This window comes from Mesorhizobium calcicola, assembly GCF_042682105.1.
GTDB lineage: Bacteria > Pseudomonadota > Alphaproteobacteria > Rhizobiales > Rhizobiaceae > Mesorhizobium > Mesorhizobium calcicola.
In genome coordinates this window covers 13,665-28,818 of sequence record NZ_JBHUGY010000070.1, presented here as the reverse complement: position 1 = coordinate 28,818, position 15,154 = coordinate 13,665, and the positions used below count along the sequence as shown (strand labels likewise).

The 15,154-nt window shown below is 61.9% G+C and carries 16 protein-coding genes; 10 read left to right on the top strand and 6 right to left on the bottom strand.

The window, feature by feature from the left end:
* Nucleotides 1-99 precede the first annotated feature (99 nt).
* From ACFSQT_RS35005 to ACFSQT_RS34990, 4 genes are all read left to right on the top strand, one after another.
* On the top strand, nucleotides 100-531 hold the full coding sequence (locus ACFSQT_RS35005; RefSeq protein ID WP_379026601.1) for a DUF7832 domain-containing protein: 432 nt from the start codon (nucleotides 100-102) through the stop codon (nucleotides 529-531).
* Nucleotides 532-731: 200 nt separating this feature from the next.
* Nucleotides 732-2,885, top strand: a complete 2,154-nt coding sequence (locus ACFSQT_RS35000; RefSeq protein WP_379026600.1) for a transglycosylase domain-containing protein — start codon at nucleotides 732-734, stop codon at nucleotides 2,883-2,885.
* A gap of 148 nt (nucleotides 2,886-3,033) precedes the next feature.
* The gene (locus ACFSQT_RS34995; protein ID WP_379026599.1) at nucleotides 3,034-3,618 is read left to right on the top strand and encodes a DUF1214 domain-containing protein; all 585 of its coding nucleotides are present in this window, start codon (nucleotides 3,034-3,036) and stop codon (nucleotides 3,616-3,618) included.
* 13 nt (nucleotides 3,619-3,631) lie between these two features.
* Complete coding sequence (locus tag ACFSQT_RS34990; protein ID WP_379026628.1) at nucleotides 3,632-4,180, top strand: DUF1254 domain-containing protein; 549 nt, start codon at nucleotides 3,632-3,634, stop codon at nucleotides 4,178-4,180.
* Nucleotides 4,181-4,247: 67 nt separating this feature from the next.
* Here ACFSQT_RS34990 and ACFSQT_RS34985 read toward each other — a convergent pair whose 3' ends face one another.
* A complete protein-coding gene (locus ACFSQT_RS34985) occupies nucleotides 4,248-4,436 on the bottom strand; it encodes a hypothetical protein (RefSeq protein WP_379026598.1) in 189 nt (62 codons plus the stop codon).
* A 211-nt stretch (nucleotides 4,437-4,647) separates the two neighbouring features.
* On the opposite strand from ACFSQT_RS34985, the gene ACFSQT_RS34980 reads away from it, so the two are divergent.
* Nucleotides 4,648-5,709, top strand: coding sequence for a hypothetical protein (locus ACFSQT_RS34980; protein WP_379026597.1), 1,062 nt, complete (start codon nucleotides 4,648-4,650; stop codon nucleotides 5,707-5,709).
* Here the strand turns inward: ACFSQT_RS34980 and ACFSQT_RS34975 are convergent.
* The 3 genes from ACFSQT_RS34975 to ACFSQT_RS34965 form a co-directional block, all read right to left on the bottom strand.
* Nucleotides 5,687-6,034 carry a DUF1491 family protein gene (locus ACFSQT_RS34975; protein WP_379026596.1) on the bottom strand — a complete coding sequence of 116 codons (348 nt, stop codon included), beginning with the start codon at nucleotides 6,032-6,034 and terminating at the stop codon, nucleotides 5,687-5,689. The genes ACFSQT_RS34980 and ACFSQT_RS34975 overlap by 23 nt on opposite strands.
* 173 nt (nucleotides 6,035-6,207) lie before the next feature.
* Nucleotides 6,208-7,020 carry a peptidoglycan-binding domain-containing protein gene (locus ACFSQT_RS34970; RefSeq protein ID WP_379026595.1) on the bottom strand — a complete coding sequence of 271 codons (813 nt, stop codon included), beginning with the start codon at nucleotides 7,018-7,020 and terminating at the stop codon, nucleotides 6,208-6,210.
* Complete coding sequence (locus tag ACFSQT_RS34965; RefSeq protein ID WP_379026627.1) at nucleotides 6,995-8,728, bottom strand: PAS domain-containing sensor histidine kinase; 1,734 nt, start codon at nucleotides 8,726-8,728, stop codon at nucleotides 6,995-6,997. Before ACFSQT_RS34965 ends, ACFSQT_RS34970 begins: the two co-directional genes overlap by 26 nt.
* Nucleotides 8,729-9,264: 536 nt before the next feature.
* Here ACFSQT_RS34965 and ACFSQT_RS34960 point away from each other — a divergent pair.
* Both ACFSQT_RS34960 and ACFSQT_RS34955 read left to right on the top strand, forming a co-directional pair.
* Nucleotides 9,265-9,630 (top strand): DUF5330 domain-containing protein, encoded by a 366-nt coding sequence (locus tag ACFSQT_RS34960; protein WP_379026626.1) that lies wholly within the window; start codon nucleotides 9,265-9,267, stop codon nucleotides 9,628-9,630.
* 100 nt (nucleotides 9,631-9,730) lie between these two features.
* Entirely contained in the window at nucleotides 9,731-10,159 is a 429-nt protein-coding gene (locus ACFSQT_RS34955) for a SufE family protein (RefSeq protein ID WP_379026625.1), read from the top strand.
* Between the two features lie 194 nt (nucleotides 10,160-10,353).
* Here ACFSQT_RS34955 and ACFSQT_RS34950 read toward each other — a convergent pair whose 3' ends face one another.
* A complete protein-coding gene (locus tag ACFSQT_RS34950; protein WP_379026624.1) occupies nucleotides 10,354-10,779 on the bottom strand; it encodes a Ros/MucR family transcriptional regulator in 426 nt (141 codons plus the stop codon).
* A 444-nt stretch (nucleotides 10,780-11,223) separates the two neighbouring features.
* Complete coding sequence (locus ACFSQT_RS34945; protein WP_379026623.1) at nucleotides 11,224-11,595, bottom strand: SH3 domain-containing protein; 372 nt, start codon at nucleotides 11,593-11,595, stop codon at nucleotides 11,224-11,226.
* A gap of 147 nt (nucleotides 11,596-11,742) precedes the next feature.
* Between ACFSQT_RS34945 and ACFSQT_RS34940 the strand changes: the two genes are divergently transcribed.
* The 3 genes from ACFSQT_RS34940 to ACFSQT_RS34930 all read left to right on the top strand — a co-directional run bounded on the left by ACFSQT_RS34940 (nucleotide 11,743) and on the right by ACFSQT_RS34930 (nucleotide 15,104).
* A complete protein-coding gene (locus tag ACFSQT_RS34940) occupies nucleotides 11,743-13,887 on the top strand; it encodes a S9 family peptidase (protein WP_379026594.1) in 2,145 nt (714 codons plus the stop codon).
* Complete coding sequence (locus ACFSQT_RS34935; protein ID WP_379026593.1) at nucleotides 13,884-14,510, top strand: LysE family translocator; 627 nt, start codon at nucleotides 13,884-13,886, stop codon at nucleotides 14,508-14,510. Before ACFSQT_RS34940 ends, ACFSQT_RS34935 begins: the two co-directional genes overlap by 4 nt.
* A 192-nt stretch (nucleotides 14,511-14,702) precedes the next feature.
* Entirely contained in the window at nucleotides 14,703-15,104 is a 402-nt protein-coding gene (locus tag ACFSQT_RS34930; protein WP_379026592.1) for an SET domain-containing protein, read from the top strand.
* The last annotated feature ends 50 nt before the right edge of the window (nucleotides 15,105-15,154 follow it).

Below are 15,154 nucleotides of genomic sequence, written 5' to 3'. Positions count from 1 at the left end.
TAGCTCATCGTTACGAGCTCCGGGTGGGAGGCCGACTCTCAGCACCTGTTGCGGAGATTGATTAGGAACTTCATAGTCCGATGAAGGCTGGGTGAAGACATGAAGTATGATGACGCGTCGTGGCACTACGGAGGCAATTTTCCGAAGGACCTTCCGGATGAAGCAGGGGCCACCCACATTGCAATGTTTGTTGCTTGGGCAGTCTTGAATGGTTTGGCTGGCGAGATGCACACGGAGCATTTCGCTGACCAGATGGAACGCCTAAAAGTCAAAAAACTTACTCCAAGGGAGTGGTTTCTCGAGGTCTGCGACGGCAAGTTCACGGATGACGATCTAAACGGCGCCGGAAATCTATTTGCGGCAAGGTACTATGATGCCGCCGACACGGACCCTGTTTCATACATGGCAGACTACAGCGATACGTTTCCTGACGGTGAGACGCTCTATTCCGTACCGGATGGATGGGACACTTATTCGGCGATTCAACCCAAGATCGACCGCCGTTACCAAACCTGGCTTGGCGCAAGGTAACGCAGCGTGTCTTCCGGCACCCTGCGGTGGGGCCAATTTGCAACAACGGCTTCCCCCGCCCGCCATCAACAAAGCTGCAGCTGTGTCTTCGCCGCCCTTGTGAGCGCCGGAAAAATGGAGGAATATTCTCCCAAGTGCATCGCCCTGAAATTGCCGATTTGCGGTCTTCAGGTCGCGCCATCGCCCAGCCGGATTTCTGAATGGCCAGTCCTGAACCGCGCAAGAGAAGAGGGCCGATCGCCGCCTGGCTGCTGGCGCTCGATGCGTGGCTCGATTCCTCGCTCTACGAGATCGGTTTCAAGGCACGCCAGTTCTGGGAAGCGGCAACGATCTTCTCGCGGCGCTTCCGCCTCACCGGCTGGCGCCGTGGCATCATCGAGCTGTTGAGCGAAGGTTTCACGCTGGGGGCCGGCGGCATTGTGGTGATGCTGGCGCTGGCCGTTCCGGCTTTCCAGGATACCGCCGGCGACTGGCGCGCGCAGGGCGACTTCGCCGTCACCTTCCTCGACCGCTACGGCAACGAGATCGGCCAGCGCGGCATCATCCAGCGCGATTCGGTGCCGGTCGACGAGATGCCCGATCACGTCATCAAGGCGGTGCTCGCCACCGAGGATCGCCGCTTCTTCGATCACTACGGCATCGATGTGCTGGGCCTTTCACGCGCGATCTTCGAGAATGTGCGGGCCAATTCGGTGGTCCAGGGCGGCTCGAGCATCACCCAGCAGCTGGCCAAGAACCTGTTCCTCACCAACGAGCGCACACTCGAGCGCAAGATCAAGGAAGCCTTCCTGTCGCTGTGGCTGGAGGCCAATCTGTCGAAGAAGGAAATCCTGCAGCTCTATCTCGACCGCGCCTATATGGGCGGCGGCACGTTCGGCATCGAGGCGGCCGCCGACTTCTATTTCGGCAAGAGCGTCAAGGACCTGAACCTCGCCGAGGCGGCGATGCTGGCCGGTCTGTTCAAGGCGCCGACCAAATATGCGCCGCACATCAACCTGCCGGCGGCGCGTGCGCGCGCCAATGTGGTGCTGTCCAATCTCGTCGATTCCGGTTTCATGACCGAGGGTCAGGTGCTGCAGGCAAGGCTGCACCCTGCCGATGTCGTCGATCGCGGCGAACAGAAAAGCCCGGATTACTACCTCGACTGGGCGTTCGACGAGGTCAAGAAGATCGCCAAGCCGGGTCAGCACTCGCTGGTGGCCCACACCACCTTCGACGCCAACATCCAGAAGGCGGCGGAAGAATCGGTGGAGTTCCACCTGCGCCAGTTCGGCAAGGAGTACAACGTCACCGAAGGCGCTGTCGTCGTCATCGAGACCAACGGCGCCGTCAGGGCCATCGTCGGCGGCCGCGACTATGGCGCCAGCCAGTTCAACCGCGCCACCAAGGCGCTGCGCCAGACCGGCTCGTCGTTCAAACCTTATGTCTATGCAACCGCGATGGAGCACGGCTTCACGCCGGACTCCGTCGTTTCCGGCGGCCCGATCAGCTGGGGCAGCTGGTCGCCGCACAATTACAGCGGCGGATCGGCCGGCAACGTCACGCTGATCGTGGCGATGGCCAAATCGATCAACACGGTGCCGGTACGGCTGGCCAAGGACTATCTCGGCATCCCGCCGATCAAGGCAATGGCCGAGGCGATGGGCGTGGAATCGCCGCTCGAAGCGCACAAGACGATGGTGCTCGGCACCTCGGGCATGACCGTGATGGACCAGGCGACGGGCTACAGCGTGTTCGCCCAGAACGGCTTCGTCGGCTCCCGGCACGGCATCACGCAGCTCGTCACCCGCACCGGCGAAGTGGTCTACGACTTCGCCAAGGATGCGCCGCCGCCGCACCGGGTGTTGTCCGAGCAGGCGCTGAAATCCATGAACACCATGCTGGCGGCAGTGCCGGTGATGGGCACGGCGCGGCGCGCCCAACTTCCCAACATCGTCGTCGCCGGCAAGACCGGCACGACGCAGTCCTACCGCGACGCCTGGTTTGTCGGCTTCACCGGCAACTACACAGCGGCCGTGTGGCTGGGTAACGACGATTTCACGCCGACCAAGAACATGACTGGCGGCTCGCTGCCGGCGATGGTTTGGCAGCGTCTCATGGTCTATGCCCATCAGAATATCGACCTCAAGCCGATCCCCGGCATCGACAAGCCTTTCGTTGACGAGGAGATCGCGGCCAAGGCCGAGGAAGCGCAGAAGAAGAGCGACGAACAGGCGGCGGCCGATGCCGCCGCCGAACGGCCGCCCGTTCTATCCAGCCGGACCACGCAGACGTTGAGGGACATGACCAAGCTGTTCCAGTCAGCGCCAGCCCTCGCTGCGCCTCAACCGCCGGAAGCGCTGTCGGCACTGTGATTGGCGCGGCCCTCCTTCTCCCCTTGCGGCCATGGAGAAGGAGAAGCCGCACGTAGCGACGACGCTTGCAATTCTGCACCCGGCGCTTGCCACAGGACCCCACGCCGCGATATCCCCGAGCAGCAACTCTTCGTATCCCCGGCCCTTCATGCTCAAGAATGCATTGCTGACGCTGCTTTCGCTTGCCATAGCCATCGGCGGCGGTGGCGGCAGCGTCTGGTATGCGCTGAAAGTCCAGGATGGCGTCGGCGCCATCCGGATCGGCCAATGGACGGCCTTTCCCGATATCGGCACGCCATCCGCAGACCCCTATTCGAAGGCCCGCGTGGCGCGCGAGGGCGTGCTTGCGCTCGGCCGCGCCGAAGGGCTGTCCTTCGTCGCCGAGCGCGACACTGGCGGCGGCGAGCTCAAGCGCGAATGCACCTACACAATCGAGGGTGGATTTCCGACGGCACGGTTCTGGACCCTCTATGCCGCCGATCAGTCGCTCGGCGTGGTCGACACCGGCAAACCACGGCTGGCGGCGCTGCAATCCTATGGGGTGGTGCGACAACCCGACAATTCGGTCATCATTTCCGCCAGCCATCACCCGATGCCGGGCAACTGGCTTTTGACCGACGGCTTCGGCAGAATGTATTTCGTGCTGACATTCTACGACACGCCGATCGCCAGCAGCACCGGCCTGTCCGACGTTTCGCTGCCCCGGATCGTGAAGGTCGGCTGCGATGCGTGACTTTCACGCGACGATGCGCAAGCTTCTGCATGCGGTGCTGCTCGGCCTGCTCGGCGCCGGCATCGTGCACATCGTCGTGCTGCTTCTCGTGCCTGAATTTTCCGAACGTGACGCCTGGTCGCGGCTGTCCATGGCCTCGGACCTCTACAGGATGACCCGGCTCGATGCCGAGGCCGGTGGCGCGCCAGTGGTGAAATCCGTCGACCCGTTGTTTTACGCAACGGCTTGCCGGTTCGACCTCGGCGAAGGAATGGTCCGCATCAAGGCGCCGGGACATGTCCCGTTCTGGTCGGTGTCGGTCTACGACCGCAGCGGCCACAACATCTACTCCTTCAACGACCACACCGCGACCGGCGGCGTGCTGGATGCGGTCGTGCTGACACCGGCGCAAATGATCGACGTGCGCAAGGACCTTCCCGAGGACTTTCAGGGAGCGATCTTTGTCGAAGCGCCGATCGAGGAAGGCATTTTCGTCATCCGCGCCTTCGTGCCCGACGACAGCTGGAAGCCGATCGTATCGCGCTTTTTCGAGCAGAGTTCCTGCGAGCTGCAGGACTTCTAGGTAGGCATGGTCCCGGACCAATGATCCGCGGCTGCATCCCGGACCAATGGTCCGTGTTTGCCGAAACTCAGTGGTGCGGAACCGGCTTCGTCCCTGGCGATCCCGGCTTGTCGGGATCGACCGGCCGCACTTCGCCGGCATGAGACCGCTCGTAGCGGATGCCGGGAAAGATGATCACCGCCGCCGGCATTTCGGCGGTTTGCTTTGTCCGATTGCTTGGTGCCGTACGCGGCACGAAAGACAGTACCATGCCCATGATTCGCGCATTCCTCTCGGTTTCCCCGGAGCACAACGCAACGCCTCCAAATATCATTAAGGACGCCAGAGGGTTAACGGAGCGCTAACGGATCGTCGCTAACTTGATCTTTGTCTGGAGGTCGGGACGTCCTGATCCGAGACAAACGCGAAACCGACACAGTCGCGGTCGAGCGTGGGTCGAGTTTGTGTCGAGTACGGGCGTATCCTTCGTGTCATCTTCGGACTTCAGGCAAATTGCAGCGCGAAACGACTCGGGAAAGGCTGAAAGGCTGTTCCGCGCCGCGGTGTCGGCGTTCTGCTCGCTCACCCGCCCGTCGCGCCGCGAGATCGGCCAGCTCGAAGACCTGACGCTGCCGCTGTTCGACAATGTGTCGGTCGAATCACGCCGTTACGTGGCAGCCGCCCTTTCCGAATGCGAATATGCCCCCGCCGCATTGGTGCGCCGCCTTTGCGAGGAGCCGGTCGACATTGCCGCGCCGCTGCTCATCCGCTCCCGCGCGGTCAGCGACATCGATCTCATCGCGCTGATCGGGCGGCACGGCCTGCCGCATGCACGCGCCATTGCACGCCGCAAGGATTTGAACCCGACCATCGCCGACCTGATCAGGGCGCTCGAAAGGCCGACCCTGGTACGGGTGCGGGAGCCCGACGCGAAAGCCACGTCGGCGGACAAAGCCGCGACGGCTGCGGCGGACAAGATCGCCCCGGTGAGCACGAAAGCCGCTTCCGAAGAGCCTCCGATTGAACGGTCGCCCGGCATTGCCGCCGAGAATGCAAGTCGCAGGCTGCGCTCCATGATGCGCACCGGCGACGAGGCAGCGGCGACGAACGCCGATGCTTTCACGGGCGCGGACACCTATGTCAAATTGCGCGAGACGGCGCTGACGGGAAACGCGGCGTTCTTCCAGACCGCGCTCGCCGATGCGCTCGACATCGATTTCTCGATCGCGCGATCGCTCACCGCCAACCAGAATTATGCCTCGTTGCTCGCAGCGCTGCGCTCGCTCGACCTCAGCGAGGACAGGGCATTCCTGATCGCGGTTGCCGTCTATCCCAGCCAGTTCCCGCATCCGCAGGCCATCCGCACCTTCCTCGACCGCTACCGCCTGCTGCATCGCGATGCGGCGGTGGACAAGGTGCGGCTCTGGAAAGCCGAGACCCTCTCAAGAGTGGTTCGCGGCGCCGCACCTGCAAACAACGATACCCGTACGGCATCGAACAGCGACGATGCCGTGGGTTCGTCCGGCCTCAGGGCGTCTTCACGGAAATAAGCTCTTCGACAGGGACAGCACCGGCCTCGATCTCGACAACCCAGATGTCGGGATCGAACCTCTTTTCCCGTTCCAGCCGCGCCTCGAGGACGGCGGCATCATCGCCGGCGCCGAGAAGGCTGAAGAAGCGATCGTCGGGCTTGGCCGAATCGTAGCTTGTCTGCGGTGCCGGCCCGAACAGGGCAATGTCTCCCGACCTGCCTCGCGCCAGGACGAAGACAGCGCCGGCTTCGGTTGCGCCGCGCTTGACCACGGCGGCAAATCCGCCGGCGACGAAAACCCGGCGCAACAGGGCCGACACCCACAGATCCGACGTGACGCGCATGACAGAACTCCGCGAATGCATGCCCGCCCAAAAGTGGCCCCGGTTTGGGACAACGACATGCATGAAACAACGGCTTGAAGCGCGTCGCATGAATCCGTTTCGGCGCGACACGCTTTAGGCACACGGGCTATCTACCGATATTTCCGCCGCTCCGCGAGGCGTCGTTTCAGCCGTCAGTTGGTCAGGCCGATCTCGCGCATCTTGACGTAGACGAGCTCATCGGGCTCGCCAGTCTGAGGCAGCCCGAAAAGCGACTGGAATTCCTTGATCGCCGCCTTGGTGCGCGCGCCGACGACGCCGTCCAGCTGCATGTCGTCATTACCGAATGCCTTGAGCCCGGCCTGGATCTTGACGATGCGGGCATCGGGTTCCTGCGCCGTGGCACTCGTCTGGTCGGCATTCGTCTGCCCTGAATTCGTCTGCCCGGAATTTGTCTGCAAAGACACCGGAACGGCGGCCTGCATATCCGGGCGCGGCTGCGGTTTCGGTATGACGGCCGCCGTTTTCGGCGTAGCGCCCAACTGATCCAGCAGAAGCGCGTCGATCTCGCCGGACGCATTGAGCCCGACTTTCTGCTGATAGGCCTGGATGGCCTTGCGCGTGTTGGGCCCGGAAATGCCATCGACCGTTCCGGAGTAGAAATCGAGATCCTTCAATATGCCCTGCACCTGCTCGACCACCGGATCGCCCTTGATCGGTGCCGGCGCGCCGGATGGCCGTAGGATGTTGAATGTCGTCTCCGGTTCGTCGGACGCCGTGCGCGGAAAGCCCTCGATGCTGCGGGTCGCGAAGAACGCGCCGGCGTGCGGGAAAGGTTGATACCACAACGCATTGGCGGAAACGTAAAACAGCGTCACCAGGAATGCCGTCGACCCGCCCACGAGGACGGGGTTGCGCGAGATCATGCCGCCGACGGCGACGGCGCCGTCCTGAAAGGCATTGCCGCGGCGCTTGACCGCCTTAGGCTGTTTTGCGGAGCGAGCCATTTCTGTCCCCTTTCCCCATGGCCATCGGCATCGTCAGCACCCCGGCCTTCTCCGCCTGATGTCCCTTCGGTCCGTTCACCGGCAGGCTGATGGTCACCGTGGTGCCCTCGCCCGGCATGCTTTCGATGGACATCGTGCCTTCGTGCAGCGCCACCAGGCCCTTGACTAGCGAAAGGCCGAGGCCAGTGCCCTCGAAGCGGCGGGTATAGTCGTTCTGGATCTGCATGAAGGGCTTGCCGAGATTGGCAAAATCCTCCTCGGCGATGCCGATGCCGGTGTCCCTGACCCAGAAATGCAGGCGCGAACCGATCCGCTTGGCGCCGACCACCACATCGCCGCCATCGGGGGTGAATTTGACCGCATTGGAGACCAGGTTGATGAGCATCTGCTGCACGGCACGCCGATCGGCATTGATGTCGCCCGCGTCAGGCGCGATCTGTGCCTGCAGATCGATGTTCTTCGCCTGCGCCTGCAGCCGCAGCATGGACTGGCACATGTCGACCGCTTCGGAGAACCGGAACGGCTCCGGCTCGGTCGCATAGACACCTGATTCGATCCTGGACACGTCGAGTATCGAGGTCACGACGGCGAGCAGATGCTGGCCCGAATCCCTCACCAGGCCGACATATTCCTTCTGGCGCGGATCCTTGAAGGCGCCGAACATCTCGTGCAGCAGCATGTCCGAGAAGCCGATGATGGCATTCAACGGCGTGCGCAGCTCATGGCTCACCACCGCCAGGAAGCGTCCCTTTGCCACCTCGGCGGACGCGGCCGCCTCATTGGCCGCCGCGAGTTCGTCACGCAGCCGGGCAATCTCGCCATTCTCGCGCAGGACAATGGTGAAGACATCGCCCTGTTCCTCACCCCGCACCATGTCGAGCGAGAACGGCCGATAATTGTCGGCCGCCAGGCCATTGCCGTTCTGGGGCAACCTGATGCGTAGTTCGAGCCGGCGCGACAGCGCGCCGTCGCGCATGTCGGCCAAGGCGCTGAGATAGGAAACGCGATCCGACAGATGGATGCGATCAAAGAGGCCGTTTCCGGAAAGCAGCTCGGGCGGCAGCTTCAAAAGCGTGCGCGCCTTGGCCGAAGCATCCTGAACTTCGCCATGGCGGGCGACGCGCAAGACCACCGCATCGATGATGTCTTCAAGACTGTCGGTCGTGTCGGTGACATCGGCTGCACCGGTGGTGTCTTGAAACGCCGACGCGCGCGGGATCAGTGTCAGCGCCCAGGCCAATGGCACCAGCCAGTGCCACGCGGCAATCTGTGCTCCGGCGAACGGGAACAGAATTCCGGCCAGAGGCTGCGCCAGGATGGCGACAGCGGCCGCCACGGCTCCCCACAGTGCCGCACGCCGCGAGGCGCCGATCCACCAGGCTTCGAACGGCAGCGCCACGACAAGCATGGCGACCGGCGAGCTCAGCCCGCCGGCGGCGGCGATGAGACCGCCGAGCGCAATGCCCGCCATCGCCAGGGCAACCTGGGCAGCGATGGCCATCCTGCCGGTCGCCGCCACCAGCAGGGCGATGAACCAGCACAGACCAAAGGCCGCAAAAATGGCGGCCACGGTGACGGCGGCGCCCATGCCCGAAGTGACCAATGTGACCGCGGCACCGGCGGCAAAGAAAGGTGCCGCCAGCATGACGCCGATGAAACGGCGCTGGCGCTCGCGGTCGCTCCGCCCAAGGATGGACGGATGCACCATGCGTTCGCAACCAGCGGCCATCGCACCAGGCAATTCAACGTATCTGGCCTTGATCGAACTCAACTCAACGCACCCGCACTCGTCGTGGACAGCTCTGCTTTTGCAGATTGTTCTGGTTGGCTCCGAAACTCGCATCCAGCGTTTAAGGAATGGATAAGGCAGGGCCGACCAAGACCCGGCCCGCGGCAAATATCGGGATGCCGGCAGCCGAAAGCCCGCACAAATGCCGCCATAGTAAACGGAGGGTTATCCAGCGCCGGCGCCCGTGGGGTGGATGCACGCCGCGCCTGGACTCCCGGCTTTCACGAAAAACGTATTTGAGACAGATAGATAGATGGTTGTCCGGCGTTAAGGAAAATCGTTCGGATTTGAAACGAATTGATTGCACAACGGTTCGTTTCGAATTCGCCTAAAATTTGAGGAAAATTCTCGGCTAACCCGCAAGCCGCCCTTTGCGCCTGTGTGCCAACATCCTGCCCACAAAAGAGGTCATGCCATATGGATGCATGATCCGGTCACGACGAGAGGGCAAGGGCATGGTCTTCCTGATAAGAATGGCTTTCTGGTTCTCGCTGGTGCTGCTGGCGCTGCCGCTGAGCGTCGGCTCCGATGACTCGGGCCGCGAGAGCGTCGGGCCGATCCAGGCTCTGTTTGCGGCGCGCGAGGCGGTCGGCGACATCGCCGGCATTTGCGAACGCAAGCCCGACGTCTGCGAAACCGGCAAGTCGGCCATGCACACCATCACCGCCCGCGCCAAGGAGACCGCCAAGATCGCGGCAGCCATGCTCGACGACAAGTCAGCCGCGGGCCCCGACACGTCGACGACGACCGGCAGTGTGCCGGAGGAAATCGTCTTGCCCCAAACAGTCAATTTGCCGGTCACATTGCCGGCGCAGAATTAAGCCGTCTCGACGGCGCACCGCGGGCTGTCTGCCCTCTCGACGCCCGCGGTGTCCTTGTTTTTTCCGTGACGTGGCACCGCTGCGTGACTATATCCAGATCATGACGACCACGATCCAGACGATCCGCGACGATTTTTCGTTCCTTGAGGAATGGGAAGACCGCTATCGCTACGTCATCGAACTCGGCGAGGCGCTGCCGCCGTTTCCGGACGATGAGCGCAACCCGGCCAACAAGGTGCCGGGCTGCGTCAGTCAGGTCTGGTTGACCACCGAACAGGGGGCGGGAGCCGATCCGGTCATCACCTTCACCGGCGATTCGGACGCCCATATCGTGCGCGGGCTGGTCGCGATCATGCTGGCGCTGTTTTCCGGCAGGACCGCCAGCGAGATCCAGAAGACCAATGCGGAAGCGACATTGAAAGAGCTCGGCCTCGACGAACATCTGTCGCCGCAGCGCGCCAACGGCCTTCGCTCCATGGTCAAGCGCATCAAGCGCGATGCCGAGGCGGCGCTCAAACAGACCGCCTGAAGCGCGTCGCGCCGAAACGGGGTCATGCGACGCGCATTAAGTCTTTGTTCCATGCATGTCGTTGTCTCAAAACCGGGGCCACTTTTGAGCGACATGCATTAGCCACAGCAATCAATCAGCGCGTTGGCGCCTTGCAAAATCAAAAACGGCGCCCGAAGGCGCCGTTGATGTCGATTCGATCCGGCGAGCAGCGATCAGCGCGCCTTGCGCTTGCGGCCGAGACCCATCTTCTTGGCAAGCTGGGACCGCGCGGCGGCATAGTTGGGAGCAACCATCGGATAGGTCGGGTCGAGGTTCCACTTTTCGCGATACTGATCGGGCGTCAGGTCATAGTGGGTCATCAGATGACGCTTCAGCGACTTGAACTTCTTGCCGTCTTCAAGGCAAACGATGTAGTCGTCATGAACCGAGCGCTTCGGGTTGACCGCCGGCTTTTGCTTGTCGGCAGGCGGCAGTTCGGCGGTTCCGCCCACGCGCCCGAGCGCGGCATGGACATCAGCGATCAGGTTCGGCAATTCGCCGACCGGCACGGGGTTGTTGCTGACATAGGCGGCCACCACATCGGCGGTCAATTCGATCAGCGCATCGCTGTCTCTGGAAGGTGTTTCGACAATATCCATGGTCATCAGGCCCCAACAAGAGTTACGTCGGTGTGCGCCCTTTTTCAGGCAGGGCATTGCACGAATTTTGTGTAGGTAGAGCTTCTGCGATTCGTGTCGCGGACACATCAATGAGCCTGCAGACCAAGTAAGTCAATTCGCTCTTTGCGCTATATTTAACAATGTTGGTCAATTATTCCCGGATCAGCTTCAATCTTTCGTGCATTGTGTAATTTTTCGATATTTCGCTCGCCAACCAGCAACCGCTGACGCAACGTCAGTTCGCCGTTACATTCGCGATAACTCACAAAGCAGCCTCAATGCTTGATTTTGCTTGGCTGCCGTATGGGCAAGATTGGTTGTTCATATCTGTCCACAAAACCACAGGTTGCCACTGTCCCGCACAAGCAATCAGGCGACACGGCTGTCATCTGGCTGGCTCGGGATCAATCGCTGCCAGGTCAATCAATACGGGGTGACGTATTTGCCATAGGCCCAGCCGGTGACGAAATTGCCGTTTTGGGCCGGATCATGCCAGACTTCGCACCAGCGGTAGCGAACCGTCTGTTCCTGCTTCCACGCAGGCTGATTGGCGATGTCGAGCAGGTTTATCCCGCCGGTGCATCGCCCGGTCATCTGCAGAACGGTGCCGTTCGGGTATGCCGCCTGCTTCTGGGATGTGCCCGAAGGGTATTTGCGCACATTGAGCGTGTCACCGAACGGCACATTGGCCACTTGCCAAGCCGCGAATACGGCCGCATGAGACTGGCCGGTAAAAGCCAGAGTTAGCGAAGCAACGGCGAAAGCCGCAGCAGTCCGAGAATAAATATTCATCATCTCTCCCCCGGGCTCATCTCCTGAAGCCGACACGATCCCTACGCCGCGGCTCTTGAACCCGCGCTGATCGGCGTGTTCATTCGCCATTCAAGGTACTTCCCCATTCAAGATACTTCCCCATACAAGATACTGGCAAAGCGAGACGCAATGACCAAGATTTCCGTATTTCCACACGTCAGCCCGCCAACGCCCGAGAAACGATCGGTTTCCGACACGCATCACGGCATCACGCGAACCGACGACTATGCTTGGCTGCGGGCCGACAACTGGCAGGAGATGTTCCGGGATCCGTCATTGCTCGATGCGGGAATCCGCGCCGAGCTCGAGGCCGAGAACGCCTATCAGTCGAAGCTGATGGCCGACACGGCCGAGCTGCAGAAGCAGCTGTTCAAGGAAATGAAGGGCCGCATCAAGGAAGACGATTCCTCCGTGCCGATGAAGGACGGACCCTATGCCTACGGCTCATCCTTCAAGCTCGGCGGCGAGCAGCCGCGTTATTTCCGCATGCCGCGTGACGGCGGCGCCGAGCAGATATTGCTCGACGGCGACGCGGAGGCCGCGGGCAAAGCCTATTTCCGTCTTGGCGGCGTCGATCATTCGGCAGACCATCGCAAGCTCTTGTGGGCATTCGACGACAAGGGCTCCGAATTCTACAAGCTTCGCGTGCGCGACCTTGCCGATGGCAAGGAGCTTGCGGACCAGATTCCCGACACCGGCGGTTCAGGCGTCTGGAACGCCGGCGATGACGGTTTCTTCTACACCCGCCTCGATCCCAACCACCGCCCGTCCAAGGTGCTGTTCCATGCGCTTGGGCAAAGCCCGGAAAGTGACCGGCTGATCTATGAGGAAACCGATCCCGGCTTCTTCATGAATGTCGACGGCACCCGCAACAACGAGTGGATCATGATCGGCATCAACGATCACGAGACTTCGGAATACCGCCTGATGCGCGCCGGCGACCCGTTTGCCGAACCGAAACTGGTCTCGCCGCGCGAGATCGGCCTTCAGTATGATCTGGAAGAAGGCGGCGACATCTTCTTCATCCTGACCAACGCCGACGGCGCCAAGGATTTCAAGATCATGACGGCGCCGGCGAGCGATCCGGTGCGCGCCAACTGGCAGGAACTGGTGCCGCATGAGCCCGGCCGGCTGATCCTGTCGGTGATCGGCTTCAGGGACCACATGGTCCGGCTCGAACGCAAGGAAGGCCTGCCGCGCATCGTCGTGCGCGACCGCAACAGCGGCGAGGAGCATCTTTTGTCCCTCGACGAGGAGGCCTTCTCGCTCGGCCTGTCGGGTTCCTATGAGTACGACACCGAGATCATGCGCTTTTCCTACTCGTCGATGACGACGCCGGCCCAGGTGTTCGACTACAATATGCGCACCCGCGAGCGGGTGCTGCTCAAGACCCAGGAAGTGCCGTCCGGCCATGACCCGGACCACTATGTCACCAGGCGCCTGATGGCGCCCGCCACCGACGGCGAACTGGTGCCGATCTCGCTTCTGCATCATCGCGATACGCCGCTGGATGGGTCCGCACCTTGCCTGCTCTACGGCTACGGCTCTTATGGCATCGCGGTGCCGGCCGCATTCAACACCAACTGGTTCTCGTTGGTCGACCGCGGCTTTGTCTTTGCCATCGCTCACGTCCGTGGCGGCAAGGACAAGGGCTATGGCTGGTACGATGACGGCAAGCGCGCGCACAAGATGAACACGTTCACGGATTTCATCGCCTGTGCCCGCCACCTTGTTGCCGAGCGCTACACGGCGCACGACCGAATCGTCGCGCATGGCGGCTCGGCCGGCGGCATGCTGATGGGCGCCGTCGCCAACATGGCGCCGGACTGTTTCGGCGGCATCGTCGCCGAGGTTCCCTTCGTCGACGTGCTCACCACCATGCTCGACGCCAGCCTGCCGCTGACGCCGCCGGAATGGCCGGAATGGGGCAACCCGATCGCGTCCGCGGACGATTACCGAACCATCGCCGCCTACTCGCCCTACGACAATGTCGCCGCGCTCGACTATCCGCCGATCCTGGCGCTGGCCGGTCTCACCGATCCGCGCGTCACCTACTGGGAACCGGCCAAATGGGTGGCCCGGCTGCGCGACCGCAAGAGCGGCGACAATCCTGTGCTGTTCAAGATCAACATGGATTCAGGCCACGCCGGCGCTTCCGGCCGGTTTTCGCGACTGGAGGAAATCGCCTATACTTATTCCTTCGCGCTGAAAGTGACTTCCTTCGCGCTGAAAGTGACGGGCAAGGCGCAGCTTACAGGAGATATCCGCCAATGATCGATCTGGCCACATTGACAGCCTACATCGCGATTGTGCTCGGCTTTGTCTTCATTCCAGGTCCAGCCACCCTCCTTACCGTCGCGCGGGCAACGAGTTCCGGAACGAAGGTGGGCATCGCGACCGGTGCCGGGATCGCGGCCGGCGACGTGGTTCACACCGCCATGGCCATGGTCGGCATATCGGCGATCATCGCCACGTCGGCGGCGCTGTTCAGCATCGTTAAGTACATCGGCGCCGCCTACCTCGTTTATCTCGGCATTCGCGCGATCATCGAGAAAACGCCGGCCAACCCGGCTGCCGGGTCACTTGCGATCTCCGCCGGCAAGGCGTTTCGACAGGCTATCCTGACCGAAGTGCTCAACCCCAAGACCGCGCTTTTCTTTCTTGCCTTCCTGCCTCAGTTCGTGCGGCCTGAAAACGGCTCGGTGATGCTTCAGTTCACCATACTAGGGGTCGTCTTCGTCATGCTGGGTCTTCTCAGCACGGTCGTCTTTGCAGTGAGCGCCGGTCGGCTCGGCAGTTTCCTGCGCCGAAATCCGAGGGTGCTCAAGTGGCAAGGCAAGATTGTCGGCGGCATCTACTGTGCTCTGGGTGTTCGTCTGGCGCTGCAGCAGCGCTGACGCGCTGCGAGGTGCCGGCACTGCGCTGCCGGCCGCTCACAGTCATCACTTTTGATTTGCGCATGATCCCGTCCGACGCTTCTATTCCAGCCATGGGAAGTGGATTTTCCGCTCGCAATTGCAATGGCTGCGCGCTACCCAATGCGCTGCTTCTCCGAGGCCACCACCGTCCCAATCGCGTAAAGGTCCACTATGCTGCTCGTCGACGTCTATCTCGACAAATCGCCCATCCAGGGCATCGGCGTCTTTGCCAAGAACCGCATTCCACGCGGCACGCTGATCTGGAAGCTGGATCCGAGGTTCGACCGGATCATCGAGGTCGAGACCTATGAGGGCGAGACCGGGCCGGTGAAGAACTATCTCGACCGCTATTCCTATCCCGACCGGCGCGACCCGAATTATATCGTCTTCGAAGCCGACGACGCGCGCTACATGAACCACGACGACGAGCCGAATTGCGACGTCTCCTCGCCCGAGGAGACCTACGCCTTGCGCGACATCGCGCCCGGCGAGGAATTGACCTGCGATTACAATCACTTCTTCGAAACCGGCTTCGATTTCCTGGGTGATCGCCACGCGGCATCCGACATCTGAAGCGCGTCGAGTTCGAGGGGTTCAAACGACGCGCTTTTTGTTTTTATGTA

Excerpts from the sequence above, each read along its gene's own strand:
- ACFSQT_RS35005 (WP_379026601.1), top strand. The coding sequence starts at position 100 with ATGAAGTATGATGACGCGTCGTGGCACTACGGAGGCAATTTTCCGAAG.
- ACFSQT_RS35000 (WP_379026600.1), top strand. The coding sequence starts at position 732 with ATGGCCAGTCCTGAACCGCGCAAGAGAAGAGGGCCGATCGCCGCCTGG.
- ACFSQT_RS34995 (WP_379026599.1), top strand. The coding sequence starts at position 3,034 with ATGCTCAAGAATGCATTGCTGACGCTGCTTTCGCTTGCCATAGCCATC.
- ACFSQT_RS34990 (WP_379026628.1), top strand. The coding sequence starts at position 3,632 with ATGCGCAAGCTTCTGCATGCGGTGCTGCTCGGCCTGCTCGGCGCCGGC.
- ACFSQT_RS34985 (WP_379026598.1), bottom strand. The coding sequence starts at position 4,436 with ATGGGCATGGTACTGTCTTTCGTGCCGCGTACGGCACCAAGCAATCGG.
- ACFSQT_RS34975 (WP_379026596.1), bottom strand. The coding sequence starts at position 6,034 with ATGCGCGTCACGTCGGATCTGTGGGTGTCGGCCCTGTTGCGCCGGGTT.
- ACFSQT_RS34970 (WP_379026595.1), bottom strand. The coding sequence starts at position 7,020 with ATGGCTCGCTCCGCAAAACAGCCTAAGGCGGTCAAGCGCCGCGGCAAT.
- ACFSQT_RS34965 (WP_379026627.1), bottom strand. The coding sequence starts at position 8,728 with ATGGTGCATCCGTCCATCCTTGGGCGGAGCGACCGCGAGCGCCAGCGC.
- ACFSQT_RS34960 (WP_379026626.1), top strand. The coding sequence starts at position 9,265 with ATGGTCTTCCTGATAAGAATGGCTTTCTGGTTCTCGCTGGTGCTGCTG.
- ACFSQT_RS34955 (WP_379026625.1), top strand. The coding sequence starts at position 9,731 with ATGACGACCACGATCCAGACGATCCGCGACGATTTTTCGTTCCTTGAG.
- ACFSQT_RS34950 (WP_379026624.1), bottom strand. The coding sequence starts at position 10,779 with ATGGATATTGTCGAAACACCTTCCAGAGACAGCGATGCGCTGATCGAA.
- ACFSQT_RS34945 (WP_379026623.1), bottom strand. The coding sequence starts at position 11,595 with ATGATGAATATTTATTCTCGGACTGCTGCGGCTTTCGCCGTTGCTTCG.
- ACFSQT_RS34940 (WP_379026594.1), top strand. The coding sequence starts at position 11,743 with ATGACCAAGATTTCCGTATTTCCACACGTCAGCCCGCCAACGCCCGAG.
- ACFSQT_RS34935 (WP_379026593.1), top strand. The coding sequence starts at position 13,884 with ATGATCGATCTGGCCACATTGACAGCCTACATCGCGATTGTGCTCGGC.
- ACFSQT_RS34930 (WP_379026592.1), top strand. The coding sequence starts at position 14,703 with ATGCTGCTCGTCGACGTCTATCTCGACAAATCGCCCATCCAGGGCATC.